Raw genomic sequence first — 18,841 nt, 5'->3', positions numbered from 1 at the left:
GCATGAACTTCAAAGACTTCGTCTCCTCGCCGCGACTCGAGAACAACGCCTTCCTGGCGCTGCTCATCGCGGTCAGTCTGGCCTTCGTGTGGATCCTGCTGCCGTTCGGCGGCGCCGTGTTCTGGGGGGCGGTGATCGCCATCGTCTTCATGCCGGTCTACGCCTGGCTGCTGCGCCGGTGGAAGCAGCGCCGCACGCTGGCGGCGCTGGCCACGCTGGCGCTGATCGTGCTCATGGTCGTGCTGCCGCTGTCGCTGCTGGCCACCATGCTGGTGAAGGAGGGCGCGGCGCTGTACCAGCGCGTGCAGTCGGGCGAGACCAACTTCGTGCGCTACTTCGAGCAGGTGGTGGCCGTGCTGCCGGGATGGCTGCATGACCTGCTGGCGCATTTCGGGCTGACGGACTTCAACGAACTGCAGACGCGCATCACCGAGGCCGTCGCGCGCGGCAGCCAGGCGATCGCGACGCAGGTCTACAGCGTCGGCCAGAACGCGCTGGACCTGGTCGTCGGCTTCTTCGTCATGCTGTATCTCGCGTTCTTCCTGCTGCGCGACGGCGCGGCGCTGAGCCGGCGCATCCGTGCCGCCGTGCCGTTGGCACCCGAGCACCGCGGGCAACTGGCGGCGAAGTTCATCACCGTCATCCGCGCCACGGTCAAGGGCAACATCCTCGTGGCCGCCACGCAGGGTGCGCTGGGGGGGCTGGCGTTCTGGTTCTTCGGCATCAAGGGCGCGCTGCTGTGGGCGGTGGTGATGGGCTTCCTGTCGTTGCTGCCGGCCATCGGCGCGGGGTTGATCTGGCTGCCTGTCGCCATCTATTTCCTGGTCACCGGCGCGATCTGGCAGGGCGTGGCGCTGATCGCGTACGGCGTGCTGGTCATCGGGCTCGTGGACAACGTGCTGCGCCCGCTGCTGGTGGGCAAGGATACGCAGATGCCCGACTACCTGGTGCTGGTGTCCACCATCGGCGGCATGGCGGTGTTCGGCATCAACGGCTTTGTCATCGGGCCGGTCATCGCGGCTATGTTCATGGCCGTGTGGGACCTGTTCGCGACGGCCCGCGAAGAAGCCGCCGCGTCGGAGGGCTGAGAGATGTCCACACCGTTTCGTGCAGCCGTGGTGGTGGCGGCCTGCCTCGCCGCAGGTGGGCTGGCCTGGCACAACCGGGCGCTGTTGCAGGCCTGGGCGGGGGCGGCGCAGTCGGCGGCCGAGCCGGCCGCGGGGCCGCTGCGCAAGTGCGTCAACGGCCAGCAGGTGACCTACACGAACGCGGCCTGCCCGGCCGGGCACAAGGAGCAGGCCGTGACGGCCGCCCCCGTCAACGTCGTGCCGGCCACGCCGGTGCCCAAGCCGGCGCAGGCGGCCGGCAGCGGGCCGCTGCTGCATCAGGTGCTGGACGTGAAGCAGGACACCACGCTGAAGGACAAGATGATGGAGCGCGCGATCGACGGCGGGCGCTGACGGCCGTGCCGGCTAAAGTCTCAGCATGACTAGACAAGAGACAACCCCCCGCCTCGCCGGCCACAAGCTGGTGGAGGCGCTGATCGCGCAGGGCGTCGACACCGCATTCGGCGTTCCTGGTGAAAGCTACCTTGCCGTCCTCGACGGCTTCCACGAGTACCGCGACAGGATCCGCTTCGTCGCCTGCCGCCAGGAGGGCGGCGCGGCCTTCATGGCCGAGGCGCAGGGCAAACTGACCGGCAAGCCCGGCATCTGCTTCGTCACCCGCGGCCCCGGCGCGACGAATGCCAGCATCGGTCTGCACACCGCCTTCCAGGACAGCACGCCGATGATCCTGTTCATCGGCCAGGTCGCCAGCGACCAGCGCGACCGCGAGGCCTTCCAGGAGGTGGACTACCGCCAGATGTTCGGCCCCGGCACGCTGGGCATGGCCAAGTGGGTGGGCGAATGCCACGACGCCGAACGCCTGCCCGAGTACGTCGCGCGTGCCTTCCACACCGCGATGCAGGGTCGCCCCGGCCCCGTGGTGCTGGTGCTGCCCGAGGACATGCTGACCCAGCCGATCTCGGCGCCGGTCGTCGCGCCCGCTCGGCCCGCCGAAGCCGCGCCCACGCCCGCCGCGCTGGCCGAGCTGCGCGAGCGCCTGTCGCAAGCGAAGCGGCCGCTGGTCATCGCCGGCGGCGGCGGCTGGACACCTGAGGCGACCACGGCGCTGCAGACGTTCGCCGAAGCCTGGCAACTGCCGGTGGGCTGCGCGTTTCGCTTCCAGGACCTGTTCGACAACGGCCACCCGAACTACGCCGGCGACGTCGGCATCGGCATCAATCCGAAGCTGGCGGCGCGTGTGAAGGACGCCGACCTCATCGTCGCCATCGGCCCGCGCCTGGGCGAGATGACGACCGGCGGCTACACGCTGCTGCAGGCACCGCGGCCCGCGCAGCAGCTCATCCACATCCACGCCGGCGCGGAGGAACTCGGCCGCGTCTACACGGCGGAGCTGCTCATCAACGCGAGCATGAGCCAGGCCGCACCGGCGCTGGCCGCGCTGACACCGCCGGCCGACGTGCCCTGGCGCGACTGGACCGTCGCCGCCAACGCCGACTACCGCGCCAACCTGCAGCCCACGCCGGTGGCGCCGCTGGACATGGCCGAGGTCATCCACCTCATCGACGCGAAGCTGCCCGAGGGCACGATCTTCACGAACGGCGCCGGCAACTACAGCGGCTGGCTGCACCGCTTCCACCGCTACACGGCGCTGCACCGCTTCGGCAAGACGCAGCTGGCGCCGACCTCCGGCGCGATGGGCTACGGCGTGCCGGCTGCCGTCGCGGCAGCGCTTCTGCAGGACCGCTGGGTCGTCAACATCGCCGGCGACGGCGACTTCCTGATGACCGGCCAGGAACTGGCCACGGCCACTGGCTACGGCGCAAGCAAGCTGCTGGTCGTCGTCGTCGACAACGGCACCTACGGCACCATCCGCATGCACCAGGAGCGCGAGTACCCCGGCCGCGTCTCGGGCAGCGACCTGTTCAACCCCGACTTCGCCAAGCTGGCCGAGGCCTTCGGCTTCGTGGCCTTCAAGGCCGACCGCACCGAGCAGGTCGGCCCCGCGCTGGATGCCGCCATCGCCGCCGGCAAACCGGCGCTGCTGCACCTGCGCCTGTCCAGCGACGTCTCCACGTCGCGCTCCACGCTGACCGCCATCCGCGTGGCGGCGCAGGAGCGACAGTCCTGCGCGTGAGCTTCGGCGCGCCGGGCCCCGGCCTCACGCTGACGCTGCCGGACGGCAGCCGCCTGCGCGTGCAGCACGCGCAGGCGCTGGCTGACGCGCTGCGCGGCTGGGGGCGTGAGCCCGGCGGGCTGGTGGCACTGGCCACCGACGACGGCCGTGCGCTTCAGGCCGGTGGCGACATGGCGCGGGGCTTCCAGTTGCGCTGGCTGGACGGCGAGGCCCCGCCGCTGCGCAGCGAGCGGGCCACGCTCAGCCGCGCCGAGGTGCTGCGCCGGCTGCAGGCGCTGTTGGCGGCGCCCGACGACGCCGGCCCGCGCGCCGCCTGGCGCCGCGGCCGTCGCTGGTGCAGCGAGGCGGACCTCGCCGCCCGGCGCTCGCGCTCGCCGTGGGCGTACTGGCGGCGCTGGGCCCTGCTGCTGCTGGCCCTGCAGGTCGTGCCCGCGGTGTTCACCGGCATCGGCCTGTGGGAGCAGGGGCGGACGGATCGCTTCCTGGATGGGGCGGTTCGCCATGAGGCACGCGTGGTCAGCAATCAGCCCGATGCCGCCGGGTCCAGCCGGCGCCGCGTGACGCTGCGCCTGGTGGACGGGCCCGGCACCTACGAGCTGGTCGTGCGCAAGGGCAACGTGGCGCGGGCGCAGCCGGGCGACGCGGACGCCGTCTGGGTGGCCCGCGACGGTCGCTGGAAGGCCGAGTCGCTGCTGTGTTTCTACTGCGGCAATGGCATTGCCGGCGCGGGCCTGCTGTTCCATGGCCTGACGCTGATGGCCCTGGGCTTCACGGCCTGGCAGGACCGCTTCCGCCCGCCCGCGCCGGACCGCTTTGCCGCGCTGCAGAACGGCCCCCAGCCGTCAGAGACAATGCCGGCATGAAAGAGATGGCCCTGGAATTGCGCGGTGACTACATCGAACTGGACAAGCTGCTGAAGGCCACCGGCCTGGCGGACAGCGGCGGCCAGGCACGCGCGCTGATCACCGCCGGCGAGGTGAGCGTGGACGGCCAGGTGGAGCTGCGCAAGACTGCCAAGATGCGCGCGGGCCAGGTGGTGGTGTTCGCCGGCCACACGGTGCGTGTGCTGGCCGCGGCTGGCTGAGTCAGCGGTAGCGGTCCAGGATCTGGTCCAGACGCCCCTCGTTGCGCATGCTCCGCAGCGCCTGGTTGATGGCGTCCAGCGCGCCGGCCTCGCGGGGTGAGACCGCGCAGCCCAGTTCGGTCCGGTCGAATTCCAGCACTTCGCGCAACCCGGTTGGCGGATGGCGCTTGACGAAGTGCTGCAGCGACAGCCGGTCGGTCAACGCATAGCGCACGCGGCCCAGCGCAAGGCGGCGCAGGTTGGTTTCCGCGTCCACGACGTCGCGCCGCACGATGCGCTCGCCCAGCACGCGCTCGGGCGTGGCGTAGCGGTAGCCGAGCACGGTGCCCAGCGGTTCGCCGGCCAGGGCGTCCAGCGACTCGATGGCCGGCGCGCCGTGCGCCGCGGCCACCACCTCGGCCGACGTGATGAAACGCTGCGTCCACAGCAGCTCGCCTTCCAGCCAGCCGGGCTGGACGTAGCAGTGCACGTCGGCCTCGCCGCGTTTCAGGGCCGAGGCTGCCCGCTTGCTGGGCAGCACCACGTACTGCAGCGGTCGCCCCAGCCGCGTCGCCAGCGCTTGCGCGATGTCCTTGAGCAGGCCATCCACCGGCTGCTGGCCCTGCATGGCCAGCAGCGGCATGGCCTGGTTGGTGGGCACCACGTAGCGCAGCGGGCGGTCGCGCTCGTCGGCCGCCCTGGCCGCAGGCGGTGCGGCCAGCGCAAGCGCCAGTGTCAGTGCCAGCAGCCACCGCGCGGGCGGGCGCGGGCGTGGCGTCGCTGGCCGGTCGAAGGTCACGGGCTCAGCAGCGTCAGCAGCCGGTCCAGGCCGCCTTCGTCGATGGCGACGCGGGCGGCTTCGCGCACCTTGGGCTTGGCGTGATAGGCCACCGACAGGCCCGCCGCGCCCATCATCGGCAGGTCGTTGCTGCCGTCGCCGACGGCCATGGCCTGGTCAGGCGTGCAGCCGATGGCCTCGCAGCACTGCAGCAGCATGCGGCGCTTCTCCTCGCCGTCGCAGATGTCGCCCCAGTCCTGCATGACGACGCGGCCGGTGAGGGCGCCGTCGGCGATCTCCAGCTCGTTGCTGCGCACGAAGTCCATGCCCAGCTCGGCCGCGACGAAGCGCGTGAAGAACGTGAAGCCACCGGAGACGAGCACCAGCTTCAGGCCGGCCGCCTTCAGCGCCGCGCAGAGTTCGCGGGCGCCGGGGTTGAAGGTCAGCCGTTCGGCCAGCACGCGGTCCAGCACGCTGGCGGGCACGCCGGCCAGGATGGCGAGGCGGCGGCGCAGGCTGTCGCGAAAGTCGGTGATCTCGCCGCGCATCGCCGCCTCGGTGATGGCGGCGACTTCGTCGCCCTTGCCGGCCAGCGCGGCGATCTCGTCGATGCACTCGATGCTGATCAGCGTCGAGTCCATGTCGAAGGCGGCGAGCTTGAAGTGGGACAGCGGTGGCAGCGCGGGGCCGTCGCGCAGGACGAGGCCGGGGGCGGTGGAGGAGGTCACGGGGCGGGAGCAGGCAGGCAGACGATGCCCGCCATTATCCCGGGGGCGGTCAGCGGCGCCGACGCGCCAGCAACAGCGCCAGCCCACCCAGCAGCAGTGCGGCGCTGCCGGGCTCCGGCACCGGCGCCGTCTGCAGGCTGAGCTGCAGGAAAGCCGAGCTGCCCAGCGTCAGTCCGCCCATGCGCACCGACACGCTGTGCGCCGTGAAGCTGATGCGCGCCGGGTTGAAGCCGGCGAGGCTGGTGTCGGCGACGGTGACACCGGTGATGACGGTGCCGTTGCCGTACAGCCGCTCGAACGTGAAGCCGTTGATGGCCAGGTTGTCGAAGCTGGCGGTGGCGCCACCCGCGCCGCTGTAGGCATAGCGCAGGCCGTGATCGCCGATGTCCACCGTCTGCGTGGCGGCCTGCAGCACGCTGCAGGCCTGGGCGCTGCCGGGGCAGGTGAGCTCCACGCCGGGGCCGACGACGACGCTGTCCAGCGTGTGCCAGGCCTCGTCGCCCTCGTAGTCGTAGCGCACGTCCACCGTGGTGCCCAGCAGGCCGGCGGCCAGCGCCGGCAGTGGCAGCAACGCGAGCGAGGCAAGCAGGGTCTTCATCGGCATCTCCGGTTTGGCGACGAAGTCTAGGCAGCCGATACGGCCGCCGCAGCCCCTAGCTTGCCTTCACCGGCTGGCCCAGCAGCCGCAGCACCTCGCGCACCGCCTGCGCACGGTCCTGCGGGCTGGACAGCTGCTTTTCGATGCGCAGCTTCTCGTTGCCCACCAGCTTGATGTTGCGGTTCTTCTGCACCAGCTCGATGACGCGCATCGGGTCGATGGGCGGATTGGGGCGGAAGTTGAGGTTGATCAGCCCCGGCGCGGCGTCCACCTTGATGACGCCGTAGGGCTTGGCCAGCACGCGCAGGCGGTGCAGGTCGAACAGCGTCTGGCCCTGCGTGGGCAGCTTGCCGAAGCGGTCGGTGATCTCTTCCAGCATCGCGTCGATCTGCTCGGGCTTCTCGGCCGTGGCCAGGCGCTTGTAGAGCGAGAGCCGCACCTGCACGTCGCCGCAGTAGGCGTCGGGCAGCAGCGCCGGCGCGTGCAGGTTGATCTCGGTGTTGGTGGAGAAGGCACCGGTGGGCGAGAGCAGGTCGGGCTCGCGGCCGCTCTTCAGCGCGCGCACGGCCTCGGACAGCATGTCGTTGTAGAGCTGGAAGCCCACTTCCATCATGTTGCCGCTCTGGTTGTCGCCCAGCACCTCGCCGGCGCCGCGAATCTCCAGGTCGTGCATCGCGAGGTAGAAGCCCGAGCCCAGTTCTTCCATCGCCTGGATGGCGTCCAGCCGCTGCGTGGCCTGCTTGGTCAGGCCCTGCAGGTCCGGCACCATCAGGTAGGCATAGGCCTGGTGGTGGCTGCGGCCCACGCGGCCGCGCAGCTGGTGCAGCTGCGCCAGGCCGAACTTGTCGGCGCGGCTGATGACGATGGTGTTGGCGCTCGGCACGTCGATGCCGGTCTCGATGATGGTGGAGCACAGCAGCAGGTTGTGCTTGCCCTGCACGAACTCGCGCATCACCCGCTCCAGCTCGCGCTCGGGCATCTGGCCGTGGGCCACGACGATGCGCGCCTCGGGCAGCAACTCTTCGAGCTTTTGGCGGCGGTTCTCGATGGTCTCGACCTCGTTGTGCAGGAAGTAGACCTGCCCGCCGCGCTTGAGTTCGCGCAGCACGGCCTCGCGGATGGTGCCGCTGCTCTCGGCGCGCACAAAGGTCTTGATGGCCAGGCGCCGCTGCGGCGCGGTGGCGATGACGGACAGGTCGCGCAGGCCTTCCAGCGCCATGCCCAGTGTGCGGGGGATGGGCGTGGCGGTGAGCGTGAGCACGTCCACCTCGGCCCGCATCGCCTTCATCGCCTCCTTGTGGCGCACACCGAAGCGGTGTTCCTCGTCGATGACCAGCAGGCCCAGGCGGTTGAACTTCACCTCGGCGGACAGCAGCTTGTGCGTGCCCACGACGATGTCGATGCTGCCGTCGGCAATGCCTTCCATCGCCGCCTTGATTTCCTTGGCGGAGCGGAAGCGGCTCATCTCGGCCACCTTCACCGGCCAGGCGCCGAAGCGGTCCGCGATGTTCTGGTAATGCTGCTCGGCCAGCAGCGTGGTGGGGGCCAGGATGGCGACCTGCTTGCCGCCCATGACCGCCACAAACGCCGCGCGCAAGGCGACCTCGGTCTTGCCGAAGCCCACGTCGCCGCAGACCAGGCGGTCCATCGGCTTCGGGGAAATCATGTCCTGGATGACCGCGTGGATGGCGGCGCGCTGGTCGGGCGTTTCCTCAAAGCCGAACGAGGCGGCGAAGGCCTCGTAGTCATGCCCCGAGTAGCGGAAGGCGTGGCCTTCGCGGGCGGCGCGGCGGGCGTAGAGGTTCAGCAGCTCGGCGGCGGTGTCGCGCACCTGCTCGGCGGCCTTGCGCTTGGCCTTCTCCCACTGGCCGGAGCCCAGCTTGTGCAGCGGCGCTTCCTCGGGGCTGACGCCGGTGTAGCGGCCGATCAGGTGCAGCTGCGCCACGGGCACGTACAGCGTGGCCTTGTCGGCGTACTCCAGGTGCAGGAATTCGCTCTTCTGCCCGTCGCCCAGGTCGATGTTGACCAGACCCTGGTAACGCCCGATCCCGTGGTTGATGTGCACGACCGGGTCGCCCACCTTCAGCTCGGACAGATCCTTGATCAGCGCGTTGACGTCGCTGACCTGTTCCTGCTTGCGCCGGCGCCGCGTGGTGGGCGTGGTGGCGAACAGCTCGGTCTCGGTGATGAGCTGGACGGGCCGCTCCGCGTCCACCCAGAAGAAGCCGCTCGCCAGCGGGGCCGCGGTGATGGCGTACTTCTCATCACCGGCCCAGAACTCGGCGAGGTCCTTCACCGACGGCGGGTCGATCTTGTGGTCGCGCAGTTGCTCCAGCAGGCTCTCGCGCCGTCCCTCGCTTTCGGCCAGCAGCAGCACGCGGTGCGGCGTGCTCTTGAGGTGTGCCTCCAGGCGCGCGAGCGGCTCCTGCACGCCGCGCTCGACGCTGATGTCGGGCAGCGGCCGGGCGAAGTCGACCGGGTCTGCGCCGCGCACCGACAGCACCGCGTGCGGCCTGGTCAGGCCGAAGAAGTCTTCCGCTGTCAGGAAGATCTCGCCCGGCGCCAGGATGGGCCGCTCGGGGTCGTGCTGCAGGAAGCGGTGGCGCTCCCGGGTGTCCGTCCAGAAGCGCTGGATGGCTTCGTCCACCTCGCCGTGCAGCGCGAGGCCGGCGGTCTCGCCCAGGTAGTCGAAGACGGTGGCCGTCTGCTCGAAGAAGATGGGCAGGTAGTACTCGATGCCGCCGGAGGCCACACCTTCGCCGATGTCGCGGTAGATGCGCGACTTGGTCGGATCGCCCTCCATCTTCTCGCGCCAGCGGTTGCGGAAGGCCTTGCGCGCCGCCTCGTCCATCGGGAACTCGCGGCCGGGCAGCAGCCGCACGCTGGGCACCGGGTAGAGGCTGCGCTGGGTGTCGGGGTCAAAGGTGCGGATGGAGTCCACCTCGTCGCCGAACAGGTCGACGCGGTAGGGCACGTTGGAGCCCATCGGGAACAGGTCGATGAGGCCGCCGCGCACCGCGTACTCGCCGGGCTGCACGACCTGGCTCACGTGGGTGTAGCCGGCCAGCGTCAGCTGCGCGCGCAGCGAGGCCTCGTCGAGGCGCTGCTTCTGCTTGAAGTTGAAGGTTGTCGCCGCGAGGAAGCTGGGCGGTGCCAGCCGCACCAGCGCCGTGGAAGCCGGCATCAGCACCACGTCGATGGACTTCGTCTTCGTCGCCTGCAGCAGCTCCCACAGCGTGGCCAGTCGCTCGGAGATCAGGTCCTGGTGGGGGCTGAAGCTGTCGTAGGGCAGCGTTTCCCAGTCCGGGAACACGGCCACCTTCAGCTCGGGGGCGAAGAACTTCAGCTCGTCCTCCAGCCGCTGCGTGTCGCCCGGTTCCGCCGTGAAGATGGCGGCCAACCGGCCGGCGTCGCGCTGTTGCTGCACGAAGCGGCCGAGCAGCAGCGCGTCGGCCGAGCCCAGCGGTCGGGGGTGGGTGAACTTCTTGCCGGGCTGGATGGCCGGCAGCGAGGGCAGCGTCATGGAAACCTACAACCTACAAACGACAACAGCCCCGAAGCGGGGCTCGGCGGGATTCTAGGGAGGCTGGCTTGCGCCCGCCGGCCCTGTCTTTTGGCCTGATGACAGCGGCATGGCAGCATCGCGGCACTTCCCACCGGAGATGCCATGCGCCGTCGTCACGCTCTGAGCCTCTTGGCCGCCAGCCTTGTCCTCAGCCTTCCCGCCCTCGCCGCCAATCCCAGGCTCAGCGAGAGCCAACGCTTCCACCAATGGCTGGACGCCCAGTGGGAGCAGACGTTGCAGCGCGACCCCATCCTCGCCACATCGCTGGGTGACCCGCGCTACAACGCCCAGTTGCCCGACACGACAACGGCCGCCTACCGTGCCAGGGCCAAGCGCGAACTGCAGCAGCGGCTCAGGGCGCTGGCCGGCTTCGACAAGGCCAAGCTGGACGCCAAGGACCGGGTCTCCTACAGCATGCTGAAGCTGGACCTGGAGCAGGACCTCGCCGGCGAGCGTTTCCCCGAATGGATGCAGCCCATCAGCCAGATCGGCGGCATGCCCAGCTTCCTCGCGCAGATGGGCACGGGCCAGTCCATCCAGCCGTTCAAGACGGTGAAGGACTACGACGACTGGCTGGCTCGCCTGGCCAAGGCGCCGCCGTTGTTCGACGGCCTCATCGCCAACATGCGCGACGGGCTGAAGGCGGGCGTCACGCAGCCCCGGGCCGTCATGGACAAGGTGCTGCCGCAACTGACGGCGCTGGCCGTGACCGACCCCGAGAAGAGCCTGTTCTGGGGCCCGGTCAAGGACTTCCCCGACGCGGTGCCCGCCGCCGACCGAGAGCGCATCACGGCGGCGATGCGCCAGCTGCTCGCCGCGCAGGTGCTGCCCGCCTACGGCCGGCTGCTGGCCTTCGTGCGTGACGAGTACACGCCGAGGGCGCGCGCCAGCACGGCGTGGTCGGCGCTGCCCAACGGACGGGCCTGGTACGCGCACCGGGTGCGCCAGTCCACGACGGTGGCGCTGTCGCCCGACGAGATCCATGCCATCGGCCTGAAGGAAGTGGCGCGCATCCTCGGCGAGATGGAAGGCGTGCGGAGGCGAGTCGGCTTCCAGGGCGACCTGAAGGCCTTCTTCAAGCACCTCAACGACGACCCGAAGTACTACTTCACGAGACCTGAGGACCTGCTGGCCGGCTACCGCGAGCTGCAGAAGAAGATCAACGGCCTGACGCCGAAACTGTTCGACATCGCGCCCAAGGCCGACTACGAGGTGCGCGAGGTGGAGGCCTTCCGCGCCGAGAGCGCGGCCGGAGCGTCCTACCAGGAGCCCGCCGCCGACGGCTCGCGCCCGGGCGTGTTCTACGTGAACACCTTCAATCTGAAGGCCCAGCCCATCTTCGGCATGGAGACGCTGTCGCTGCACGAGGCGTCGCCGGGCCACCATTTCCAGATCGCCATCGCGCAGGAAGACCAGACCCTGCCCGCGTTCCGCCGCTTCGGCAGCCACTACACGGCCTATGTCGAAGGCTGGGCGCTGTACGCCGAGAGCTTGGGGCAGGAGCTGGGCCTGTTCAGCGACCCCTACCAGTGGTACGGCCGCCTGTCGGACGAGCAGCTGCGCGCGATGCGGCTGGTGGTGGACACCGGCCTGCACCACAAGGGCTGGAGCCGCGAGCGGGCCATCCAGTACATGCTGGACAACTCGTCCATGGCCGAGAGCGACGTCGTCTCCGAGGTCGAGCGCTACATCGTCTGGCCCGGCCAGGCGCTGGGCTACAAGATCGGCCAGCTGGAGATCACGAAGCTGCGCGCCGAGGCCGAGAAGGCCCTCGGCGCGAAGTTCGACATCAAGGGCTTCCACCGCGTCGTGCTGACCGCGGGTCAGGTGCCGCTGCCGGTGCTCAGGGAGCTGGTGCAGGACTGGGTGAAGTCTCGCCAGAAGGCCTGAGACCGTCGCGCCGGTGCGCCCAGCGGTACAGCAGCGGCAGCACCAGCAGCGTCAGCACGGTCGACGACAGGATGCCGCCGATGACGACGGTGGCCAGCGGCCGCTGCACCTCGGCGCCGGTGCCGGTGGCCAGCGCCATCGGCACGAAGCCGAGCGACGCGACCAGCGCCGTCATCAGCACCGGCCGCAGCCGGGAGATGGCGCCGTCGCGAACGGCGTCGGCCAGCGGGCGGCCTTCGTCGCGCTGCGCGCGGATGAAGCTCAGCATGACCAGCCCGTTCAGCACCGCCACGCCCGACAGCGCGATGAAGCCCACGCCGGCCGAGATGGACAGCGGGATGCTGCGCAGCCACAGCGCCACGATGCCGCCCGTCAGCGCGAACGGCACGCCGGTGAACACCAGCAGGCCGTCGCGCACGTTGCCGAACATCGCGAACAGCAGCAGGCCCACCAGCGCCAGCGCCAGCGGCACGACCAGCTGCAGCCGCGCCGTGGCCGACTGCAGCTGCTCGAAGCTGCCGCCCCACTGCGTCCAGTAGCCCGTGGGCACCTTCACGCGCTGGGCCAGCAGGGCCTGCGCCTCGGCGACGAAGCTGCCGACGTCGCGGCCGCGCACATTGGCGGTCACGACGACGCGGCGCTTGCCGTTCTCGCGGCTGACCTGGTTGGCGCCGGGCTGCAGGTCGAACGTCGCCACTTCGCCCAGCTGCACGTGGCCTCCGGCCGGTAGCCTGATGGGCAGCCGCTTCAGCGCGTCCAGGTCACTGCGCAGGCTGTCCGGCAGGCGCACCAGCAGGTCAAAGCGCCGGTCGCCCTGGAACACCGCGCCGGCCTCGCGGCCCGCGATGGCCGTGGCCACGGTGTCCTGCACGTCGGCCAGGCTCAGGCCCAGCCGCGCGATGCGGTCCCGCGCGATGTCCACGGTCAGCACCGGCAGGCCGGTGGTCTGCTCCACCTTCACGTCCTGCGCGCCGGTCACGGCCTGCAGTGCCTGCGCGATCTGCGCGGCGGTGGCCTCCATGACGGCCATGTCGTCGCCGAACACCTTGACCGCCACGTCGCTGCGCACGCCCGAGATCAGCTCGTTGAAGCGCATCTGGATGGGCTGCGTGAACTCGTAGTTGTTGCCCGGCAGCTTCGCGGCCAGCGCCTGCAGCCGCTGCACCAGCTCGACCGTGGTCAGCCGCGGCTCGGGCCATACGCTGCGGGGCTTGAGCATCACGTAGGTGTCGGCCACGTTGGGCGGCATCGGGTCGCTGGCGATCTCGGCCGTGCCCAGCTTGGAGAACACGCGCGCCACCTCGGGTGCTTCCAGCAGCGTGCGCTCCAGCTCCTGCTGCATGCCCACGGCCTGTGTCAGCGACGTGCCGGGGATGCGCATCGCGTGCAGCGTGATGTCGCCCTCGTCCAGGCTGGGCACGAACTCGCTGCCCATGCGCGTGGCCATCAGCGCGCTCAGGGCCACGGCGACGCCCGCTGCCGTCAGCACCAGTGCCGGGTGCGCCAGCGTCCAGTCCAGCAGCGGCGTGTAGCCGCGCCGCGCCCAGGCCATCAGCCGGTTGTCCTTCTCCTCGACCCGGCCGGTCACCAGCAGCGCCACCGCCGCCGGCACGAAGGTGACGGACAGCAGCAGCGCACCCAGCAGCGCGATGACCACCGTGTAGGCCATCGGATGGAACATCTTTCCCTCCACGCCGGCGAGCGCAAAGATCGGCAGGTACACCACCATGATGATGAGCTGGCCGTACAGCAGCGGCCGGCGCGCCTCGCGGGCCGCGGCGAACACCTCGGCAAAGCGCTCGTCACGGGTCAGCAGCCGGCCGGCCGTGGCCTGCGCATGCCCCAGCCGGCGCAGGCAGTTCTCGACGATGACGACGGCGCCGTCGACGATGAGGCCGAAGTCCAGCGCGCCCAGGCTCATCAGGTTGGCGCTGACGCGGCCCGCCACCATGCCGCTGAACGTGAACAGCATGGACAGCGGGATGACCGCCGCCGTCAGCACCGCCGCGCGCAGGTTGCCCAGGAACGCGAACAGCACCGCGATGACCAGCAGCGCTCCTTCCAGCAGGTTGGTGCGCACGGTGCGGATGGCCTTGTCGATCAGCGTCGTGCGGTCGTAGACCGTCTGCGCGATGACGCCTGCGGGCAGGCTGCGGTTGATCTCGGCCAGCCGCTGGCCGACCGCCAGCGACACCTCGCGGCTGTTCGCGCCCATCAGCATGAACACGGTGCCCAGCACCACCTCGCGGCCGTTCTCGGTGGCAGCACCGGTGCGGAGCTCCTGGCCGAAGCCCACCTCGGCCACGTCGCGCACGCGCACCGGCACGCCCTGCGCCTTCGTGACGACGATGTCGGCGATGTCGTCCAGCGTCTTCACCTGGCCTGGCGCGCGGATCAGCACCTGCTCGCCGCGCCGCTCGATGTAGCCGGCGCCGACGTTGGCGTTGTTGCGCTCCAGCGCCGCCACGACGTCACCCAGCGTGAGGCCGCGTGCGGCCAGCCGGTCGGGCCAGGGCGCCACCTGGTACTCGCGGGCAAAGCCGCCGATGGTGTTGATCTCCGTCACGCCCGGCACCGTGCGCAGCTGCGGCTTGACGATCCAGTCCTGGATCTCGCGCAGGTCCGTCGGCGTGTAGGGCGTGCCGTCGGGCTTCAGCGCGCCGGGCTTGGCCTCCACGGTCCACATCGTGATCTCGCCCAGGCCCGTGGAGATGGGCCCCAGCGTCGGCGTCAGCCCCGCGGGCAGCGCGGCCCGTGCCTGCTGCACGCGCTCGGCCACCAGCTGGCGGGCGAAGTAGATGTCGGTGCCGTCCCTGAACACGACGGTGACCTGCGACAGCCCGTAGCGCGACAGTGAGCGCGTCTCCTGCAGCCGCGGCAGGCCGGCCATGGCCGTCTCGATGGCGACGGTGACGCGCTGCTCGGCCTCCAGCGGCGAGTAGCCCGGCGCCTCGGTGTTGATCTGGACCTGCACGTTGGTGATGTCGGGCACGGCATCGATGGGCAGGCGCTGGTAGGCGGCCACGCCGGCCAGGGCCATGCCCAGCACGGCCAGCAGCACGCCCCAGCGCTGCGCGATGGCGAAGCGGATGAGTCTTTCGAACATGGTGGGTTTCCTCAGTGGTCGTGCGAGGCCTCGGACTTGCCGAGCTCGGCCTTGACGAGGAAGCTGTTCTTCGCCGCGTAGCGCTCGCCGGCGTTCAGGCCGTGCAGCACCTCCACGCGGCGGCCGTCGCTGCGGCCCAGCTGCACCGGGCGCGCCTCGAACTGCTGGCCGTAGCGGCCGAACACGACGGGCCCGTCGCGCAGCGTCTGCACGGCGTCGGCGCTGACCGTCACGGCCGCCTGGCCGTCGGTGCCGTCGCGGGCCTTCAATGCCACCGTGACCGGCAGCCCCGGCCGCCACAGGCCGCGCGGGTTGGGCAGCACCAGCCGCGCCGTGGCGCTGCGGCTCTGCTCTCCCACGACCGCGCCGATGTAGGTCAGCCGGGCGTCGCCCCGGGCGTCGAAGGCCGTGGCCCTGACCTGCGCGGCCATGCCTTCGGACAGCTGCGGCAGCTGCGGCGTCGGTACCACCAGCTCCACCCAGACGCTGGACAGGTCCGCCACCTGCATGACGGCAGCATCCTCCTTCACGGCCTCGCCGACACTGAGCTTTCTGTCGACGACGACGCCGGCGATGGGCGAGCGGATCTCGTAGCGGGTCAGGCCTTGCGCGTCACCGGCGGTGGCACCCAGCGCGGCCAGCTTCTGGCGGGCGCTGTCGGTGGCGATCTCGGCCTCGTGCATGGCCTGGCGGGCGGCCAGATAGTCCTGCTCGGCGGAGATCTTGTCCTCCCACAGCTTCTTCTCGCGTTCGTACGTCGTGCGTGCCAGTGCCAGGCGGCGCTGTGCAGCCAGCAGTTCGGCGCGCTGGTCGGCCAGTGCCGGGCTGGACAGCACGGCCAGCACCTGGCCGCGCGCCACGCGGTCCCCGGCATTGACGCGCACCGCCTCCACGACCCCGGCCAGCCGCGGCGTCAGCACGACGGCGCGGTCCTGGTTCAGCTTCACCTCGCCCAGCAGCTCCAGCGTGCTGACGATGCGCGCAGGCCCCGCCGTGTCCAGCGTGATGCCGTTGTGGCGCAGCTGCTCGTCGCTCATCGGTGCACGGTCCTCCACCTGCTCGAAGCGGAACTCGTGCCGCTTGCCGGCGACGGTGGCCGTGATGGTGGCGGCAAAGGAGTGCGGCTCTTCCACGGTGGCCGAGCCCTTCAGGTAGTCCTGCTCCGCGTTGAAGCGCAAGAGCTCCGGCTCGCGGCCCAGGCGCTGCAGCGTCACGGCGACCTCGGCCAGCGCGGGCGCCAGCGGCTTGCCGTCGCGCGTCAGGTAGACGCGGAACTCGGGCGCCACGCCGGCCTCGAAGATGGTGAGCTCCAGCCCCAGGCCGTCCTGGCTGAACAGCCGGCCGCCGTGCGGGCCCTTGGTCGGTGTGGCTGGCGCCTCGGCGCGGCTGCCGCCATCGTTGGCCTGCGCGCTGCCGTGGGCATGGCCGTCCTCGGCGTGCGTGCCGTTGCCGCGCAGGATGGCGGCGCCCAGCACCAGGCCCGCAGCCAGCACGGCGGCGATGGCGAGGGTGTTCTTCTTGTTCATGACTCAGTCCTTGCTGTCTTGGGGAGCGCGGCCCAGCAGCCGCGCGAGGTCGGCGGCGGCGCGGTGGGCGTCGGCGGTGTGCTGCAGTTGCTGGCGGCGCAGCTGGACCAGGCTGCGCTGCGCGTCCAGCACGTCCAGGAAGGCGAACTTGCCCAGCTCGTAGCCCTTCAGCGCGGTGTCGTAGGCGGTCTGCGCGACGGGCAGCGCGTCGTCGGCCAGCAGCCGTGCCTGCTCGCGGCTGGCGCGCAGCCGCTCGGCGGCGGCGGCCAGGTCGGCCTGCAGCTTCAGCGAGGTGGCGGTCAGCGCCTCGCGGGCCTGGTCCTCGCGGCGCAGCGCCTCCAGCAGGCCGCCCTGGTTGCGGTCGGCCAGCGGCAGCGGCAGCGACAGGCCGATTACGGCCTGCGTGCGGCCCAGCTCGGCGTCGCGCTTGGCGCCGACGGTGACCGTGACATCGGGCGTGCGCCGGGCGCGCTCGCCGTCGGTCAGCGCCTGGCGGCGCGCGATGTCCAGCCGCGCGATCTGCAGCGCCGGGGCGTCGGCCAGCCAGGCGGCGAGCTGCGCCTCGGACGGCTGGGCGGGCAGGGCGCCCGCATCGCCCTCGGCATGCGTGACGGCCTGCGGGCCCTGGCCCCACAAGGCGGCCAGCCGCGCGCGGGCCTGCTGGCCTTCGCTGAGGGCCTGGGCCAGCTCGGCCCGGGCCTGCGCCTCGGCGACGCGAGCCTTGGCCGCCTCCAGCGGCGGCACCTTGCCGGCCTGCAGGCGCTTGTCGGCGGCGCCGGCGGCGTCCTGCGCGAGCTTGACGCCGGCTTCGGCCAACTGCCGTTGGGCGTCGGCGGCCAGCAGCTCGAAGAAGGCCGCCGCAACGGCGGCGCGCACGTCGGCCTGCCGGGCGGCGAGCGCGACGGCGGCCTGCTCGCGGGCCTGGGCCGCGGCAGCCTGGCGTGCGGCGCGCTTGCCGCCCAGCTCGATGGCCTGGCTCAGCTGCACGGTCGTCGTGCGTGTGGCGGCGCGGGCGTCCTCCAGCAGCACGCCCAGCTCGGGGTTGGGGCGGGCGCCGGCCTGCATCTCGGCGCCTTGCAGCGCCTGCAGCTCCAGGCGCGCCTGGGCCAGGTCGGGGTTGTGGGTCAGGGCCAGGGCTTGCGCCTCGGCCAGCGTGATGGCGTCGCAGACGCCGGGGGCCAGCGCGATCAGCAGCGCTGGAAGAAGGAATCGCATCGAACTCTCCGGTGGTGGAACAACGGCAGGCGGTTCGGCGCGTTAGGCACCCGGCGGGTGCCTCGCTTCAGCAACGGGAAATGAGGAGGGAAGCGGCGCGCCGACTCAGGCGCGCAGCCAGTTGGGGCGTTCCAGCCCCGGCGGGATGTGGGACTTGTGCCGCAGCACCCGTGCCGGCGCGGGCGCGGGCTGTTCGGCGGCTGTCGGGCGGCCCGTCTCGGCCAGCGGCGTGGCGCAGCCGGTGTGGTGGCAGTGGCAATGGCCGGCGGTGTCGCAGACCGGGTGGGCGTCGGTTGATGCCGTCGCGTGCGCCGCCTCGCCGCTCAGCACCGCGGCGTTCTGGCTGGCCAGCTCGTCCACGCAGCACAGCGCCGCACCGGCCCACGACAGCTGGGCTGTCACGAGCAGGGCGAGGAGGGCGAGGAACCAGCGGCGCATGGCGGCGGATTCTAGGAGAGCCGCCGAGCGGCAATCAGCTGGTGGGGGCTTCCAGCAGCGCGTCGCGCAGGTTGGCGTCGGCCGGCGAGCTGCCGAACCAGATGCGCAGCACGAAGCTGAAGAACTCGTCGTCGCCCACCGGCTCGCCCTGGGCCTGGCCCTGGATGTAGAACTGCGTGCCCTTGCCCGGCACGAAGTCCATCGTGAACGTGTCGCCCGGCATCAGCTTGGGCTTGCCGGAGAAGATCTCGATGAGGCGCGTCGTGGCCAGCGTGTGGCGGGTGAGTTGCTGGCTGGGCGTGTTGTCGCTGATGCCGCGCAGGAACAGCCGCCCCAGCTCCGTGCCCGGCAGCTCGCGCAGTGCGGTGAACTGCAGCCGCTTGGGGCCCGCCAGTGCGAACAGCTCGCCCGGCGTGGCCACACGCTTGGTGGTGTACAGGCCCATGTCATAGGCCTTGAACACCAGGCGGATGCGCGTGCCCTTGCCGTTGAGCTGCAGCGTGCTGCCGCCGAGCTGGGCCGTCGCGTCGAACTTGGTGGCGGTGGGCGCGGCGGTCGCCTGCAGGCACAGCACCGTGCCGGCGATCAGGGCGGCCGTGCGGGCGTGGGTGGCCAGGGCCTGAAGCTGGGTCATGTCTCCTCCGATGGATGTCTTGTCGTCGTCGCGCCGAAGCGGCGGGACGGATTCTGCGTGCACGGCCGCGGCCGGGAGTTACCTTTTGTGGTGGCTGTT

Annotated in this window: 15 protein-coding genes; 6 read left to right on the top strand and 9 right to left on the bottom strand. The window is 71.1% G+C overall.

From position 1 onward, the window contains the following. The first annotated feature begins 2 nt into the window (after positions 1-2). From ACG04Q_RS24420 to ACG04Q_RS24400, 5 genes are read left to right on the top strand one after another with little or no spacing between them, the layout of a single operon-like run. Positions 3-1,088 (top strand): AI-2E family transporter, encoded by a 1,086-nt coding sequence (locus tag ACG04Q_RS24420; RefSeq protein WP_394514259.1) that lies wholly within the window; start codon positions 3-5, stop codon positions 1,086-1,088. A 3-nt stretch (positions 1,089-1,091) separates the two neighbouring features. Continuing rightward, positions 1,092-1,460: a hypothetical protein gene (locus ACG04Q_RS24415; RefSeq protein WP_394514257.1), complete on the top strand. Its 369-nt coding sequence runs from the start codon at positions 1,092-1,094 to the stop codon at positions 1,458-1,460. Positions 1,461-1,485: 25 nt separating this feature from the next. Continuing rightward, positions 1,486-3,201, top strand: a complete 1,716-nt coding sequence (locus ACG04Q_RS24410) for a thiamine pyrophosphate-binding protein (protein WP_394514255.1) — start codon at positions 1,486-1,488, stop codon at positions 3,199-3,201. Continuing rightward, on the top strand, positions 3,198-4,064 hold the full coding sequence (locus tag ACG04Q_RS24405) for a hypothetical protein (protein WP_394514253.1): 867 nt from the start codon (positions 3,198-3,200) through the stop codon (positions 4,062-4,064). The genes ACG04Q_RS24410 and ACG04Q_RS24405 overlap by 4 nt, the downstream gene beginning before the upstream one ends. After that, the gene (locus ACG04Q_RS24400; protein WP_394514251.1) at positions 4,061-4,285 is read left to right on the top strand and encodes an RNA-binding S4 domain-containing protein; all 225 of its coding nucleotides are present in this window, start codon (positions 4,061-4,063) and stop codon (positions 4,283-4,285) included. The genes ACG04Q_RS24405 and ACG04Q_RS24400 overlap by 4 nt, the downstream gene beginning before the upstream one ends. A gap of 1 nt (position 4,286) precedes the next feature. On the opposite strand, the gene ACG04Q_RS24395 is transcribed toward ACG04Q_RS24400, so the two are convergent. From ACG04Q_RS24395 to mfd, 4 genes are read right to left on the bottom strand one after another with little or no spacing between them, the layout of a single operon-like run. Beyond that, complete coding sequence (locus ACG04Q_RS24395) at positions 4,287-5,063, bottom strand: substrate-binding periplasmic protein (protein WP_394514249.1); 777 nt, start codon at positions 5,061-5,063, stop codon at positions 4,287-4,289. Beyond that, positions 5,060-5,770 (bottom strand): phosphoserine phosphatase SerB, encoded by a 711-nt coding sequence (gene serB, locus ACG04Q_RS24390; RefSeq protein WP_394514247.1) that lies wholly within the window; start codon positions 5,768-5,770, stop codon positions 5,060-5,062. The genes ACG04Q_RS24395 and serB overlap by 4 nt, the downstream gene beginning before the upstream one ends. A gap of 49 nt (positions 5,771-5,819) precedes the next feature. Next, positions 5,820-6,368, bottom strand: coding sequence for a PEP-CTERM sorting domain-containing protein (locus tag ACG04Q_RS24385; protein WP_394514245.1), 549 nt, complete (start codon positions 6,366-6,368; stop codon positions 5,820-5,822). 55 nt (positions 6,369-6,423) lie between these two features. Further along, positions 6,424-9,891, bottom strand: a complete 3,468-nt coding sequence (gene mfd, locus ACG04Q_RS24380) for a transcription-repair coupling factor (protein ID WP_394514242.1) — start codon at positions 9,889-9,891, stop codon at positions 6,424-6,426. 144 nt (positions 9,892-10,035) lie between these two features. Between mfd and ACG04Q_RS24375 the strand changes: the two genes are divergently transcribed. Then, the gene (locus ACG04Q_RS24375; protein ID WP_394514240.1) at positions 10,036-11,823 is read left to right on the top strand and encodes a DUF885 domain-containing protein; all 1,788 of its coding nucleotides are present in this window, start codon (positions 10,036-10,038) and stop codon (positions 11,821-11,823) included. On the opposite strand, the gene ACG04Q_RS24370 is transcribed toward ACG04Q_RS24375, so the two are convergent. The 5 genes from ACG04Q_RS24370 to ACG04Q_RS24350 form a co-directional block, all read right to left on the bottom strand. Beyond that, positions 11,777-14,929, bottom strand: a complete 3,153-nt coding sequence (locus tag ACG04Q_RS24370) for an efflux RND transporter permease subunit (protein WP_394514238.1) — start codon at positions 14,927-14,929, stop codon at positions 11,777-11,779. The genes ACG04Q_RS24375 and ACG04Q_RS24370 overlap by 47 nt on opposite strands. Before the next feature lie 11 nt (positions 14,930-14,940). Then, on the bottom strand, positions 14,941-16,455 hold the full coding sequence (locus ACG04Q_RS24365) for an efflux RND transporter periplasmic adaptor subunit (protein ID WP_394514236.1): 1,515 nt from the start codon (positions 16,453-16,455) through the stop codon (positions 14,941-14,943). 3 nt (positions 16,456-16,458) lie between these two features. Continuing rightward, entirely contained in the window at positions 16,459-17,670 is a 1,212-nt protein-coding gene (locus tag ACG04Q_RS24360) for a TolC family protein (protein WP_394514234.1), read from the bottom strand. 105 nt (positions 17,671-17,775) lie between these two features. After that, positions 17,776-18,108, bottom strand: a complete 333-nt coding sequence (locus tag ACG04Q_RS24355) for a hypothetical protein (protein ID WP_394514232.1) — start codon at positions 18,106-18,108, stop codon at positions 17,776-17,778. A gap of 34 nt (positions 18,109-18,142) precedes the next feature. Beyond that, positions 18,143-18,742: a chalcone isomerase family protein gene (locus tag ACG04Q_RS24350; RefSeq protein WP_394514230.1), complete on the bottom strand. Its 600-nt coding sequence runs from the start codon at positions 18,740-18,742 to the stop codon at positions 18,143-18,145. Positions 18,743-18,841: the final 99 nt, after the last annotated feature.

This window comes from Pelomonas lactea (genome assembly GCF_043555885.1).
GTDB classification, from domain to species: Bacteria; Pseudomonadota; Gammaproteobacteria; order Burkholderiales; family Burkholderiaceae_C; genus Pelomonas; species Pelomonas lactea.
Note: the sequence above shows the minus strand (reverse complement) of the source record. Positions and strands in the feature narration are given on the sequence as shown.

Bases quoted from the DNA above. Each gene is read 5' to 3' on its own strand.
- ACG04Q_RS24420 (WP_394514259.1), top strand. From the start codon at position 3: ATGAACTTCAAAGACTTCGTCTCCTCGCCGCGACTCGAGAACAACGCC.
- ACG04Q_RS24415 (WP_394514257.1), top strand. From the start codon at position 1,092: ATGTCCACACCGTTTCGTGCAGCCGTGGTGGTGGCGGCCTGCCTCGCC.
- ACG04Q_RS24410 (WP_394514255.1), top strand. From the start codon at position 1,486: ATGACTAGACAAGAGACAACCCCCCGCCTCGCCGGCCACAAGCTGGTG.
- ACG04Q_RS24400 (WP_394514251.1), top strand. From the start codon at position 4,061: ATGAAAGAGATGGCCCTGGAATTGCGCGGTGACTACATCGAACTGGAC.
- ACG04Q_RS24385 (WP_394514245.1), bottom strand. From the start codon at position 6,368: ATGAAGACCCTGCTTGCCTCGCTCGCGTTGCTGCCACTGCCGGCGCTG.
- mfd (WP_394514242.1), bottom strand. From the start codon at position 9,891: ATGACGCTGCCCTCGCTGCCGGCCATCCAGCCCGGCAAGAAGTTCACC.
- ACG04Q_RS24375 (WP_394514240.1), top strand. From the start codon at position 10,036: ATGCGCCGTCGTCACGCTCTGAGCCTCTTGGCCGCCAGCCTTGTCCTC.
- ACG04Q_RS24370 (WP_394514238.1), bottom strand. From the start codon at position 14,929: ATGTTCGAAAGACTCATCCGCTTCGCCATCGCGCAGCGCTGGGGCGTG.
- ACG04Q_RS24365 (WP_394514236.1), bottom strand. From the start codon at position 16,455: ATGAACAAGAAGAACACCCTCGCCATCGCCGCCGTGCTGGCTGCGGGC.
- ACG04Q_RS24360 (WP_394514234.1), bottom strand. From the start codon at position 17,670: ATGCGATTCCTTCTTCCAGCGCTGCTGATCGCGCTGGCCCCCGGCGTC.
- ACG04Q_RS24355 (WP_394514232.1), bottom strand. From the start codon at position 18,108: ATGCGCCGCTGGTTCCTCGCCCTCCTCGCCCTGCTCGTGACAGCCCAG.
- ACG04Q_RS24350 (WP_394514230.1), bottom strand. From the start codon at position 18,742: ATGACCCAGCTTCAGGCCCTGGCCACCCACGCCCGCACGGCCGCCCTG.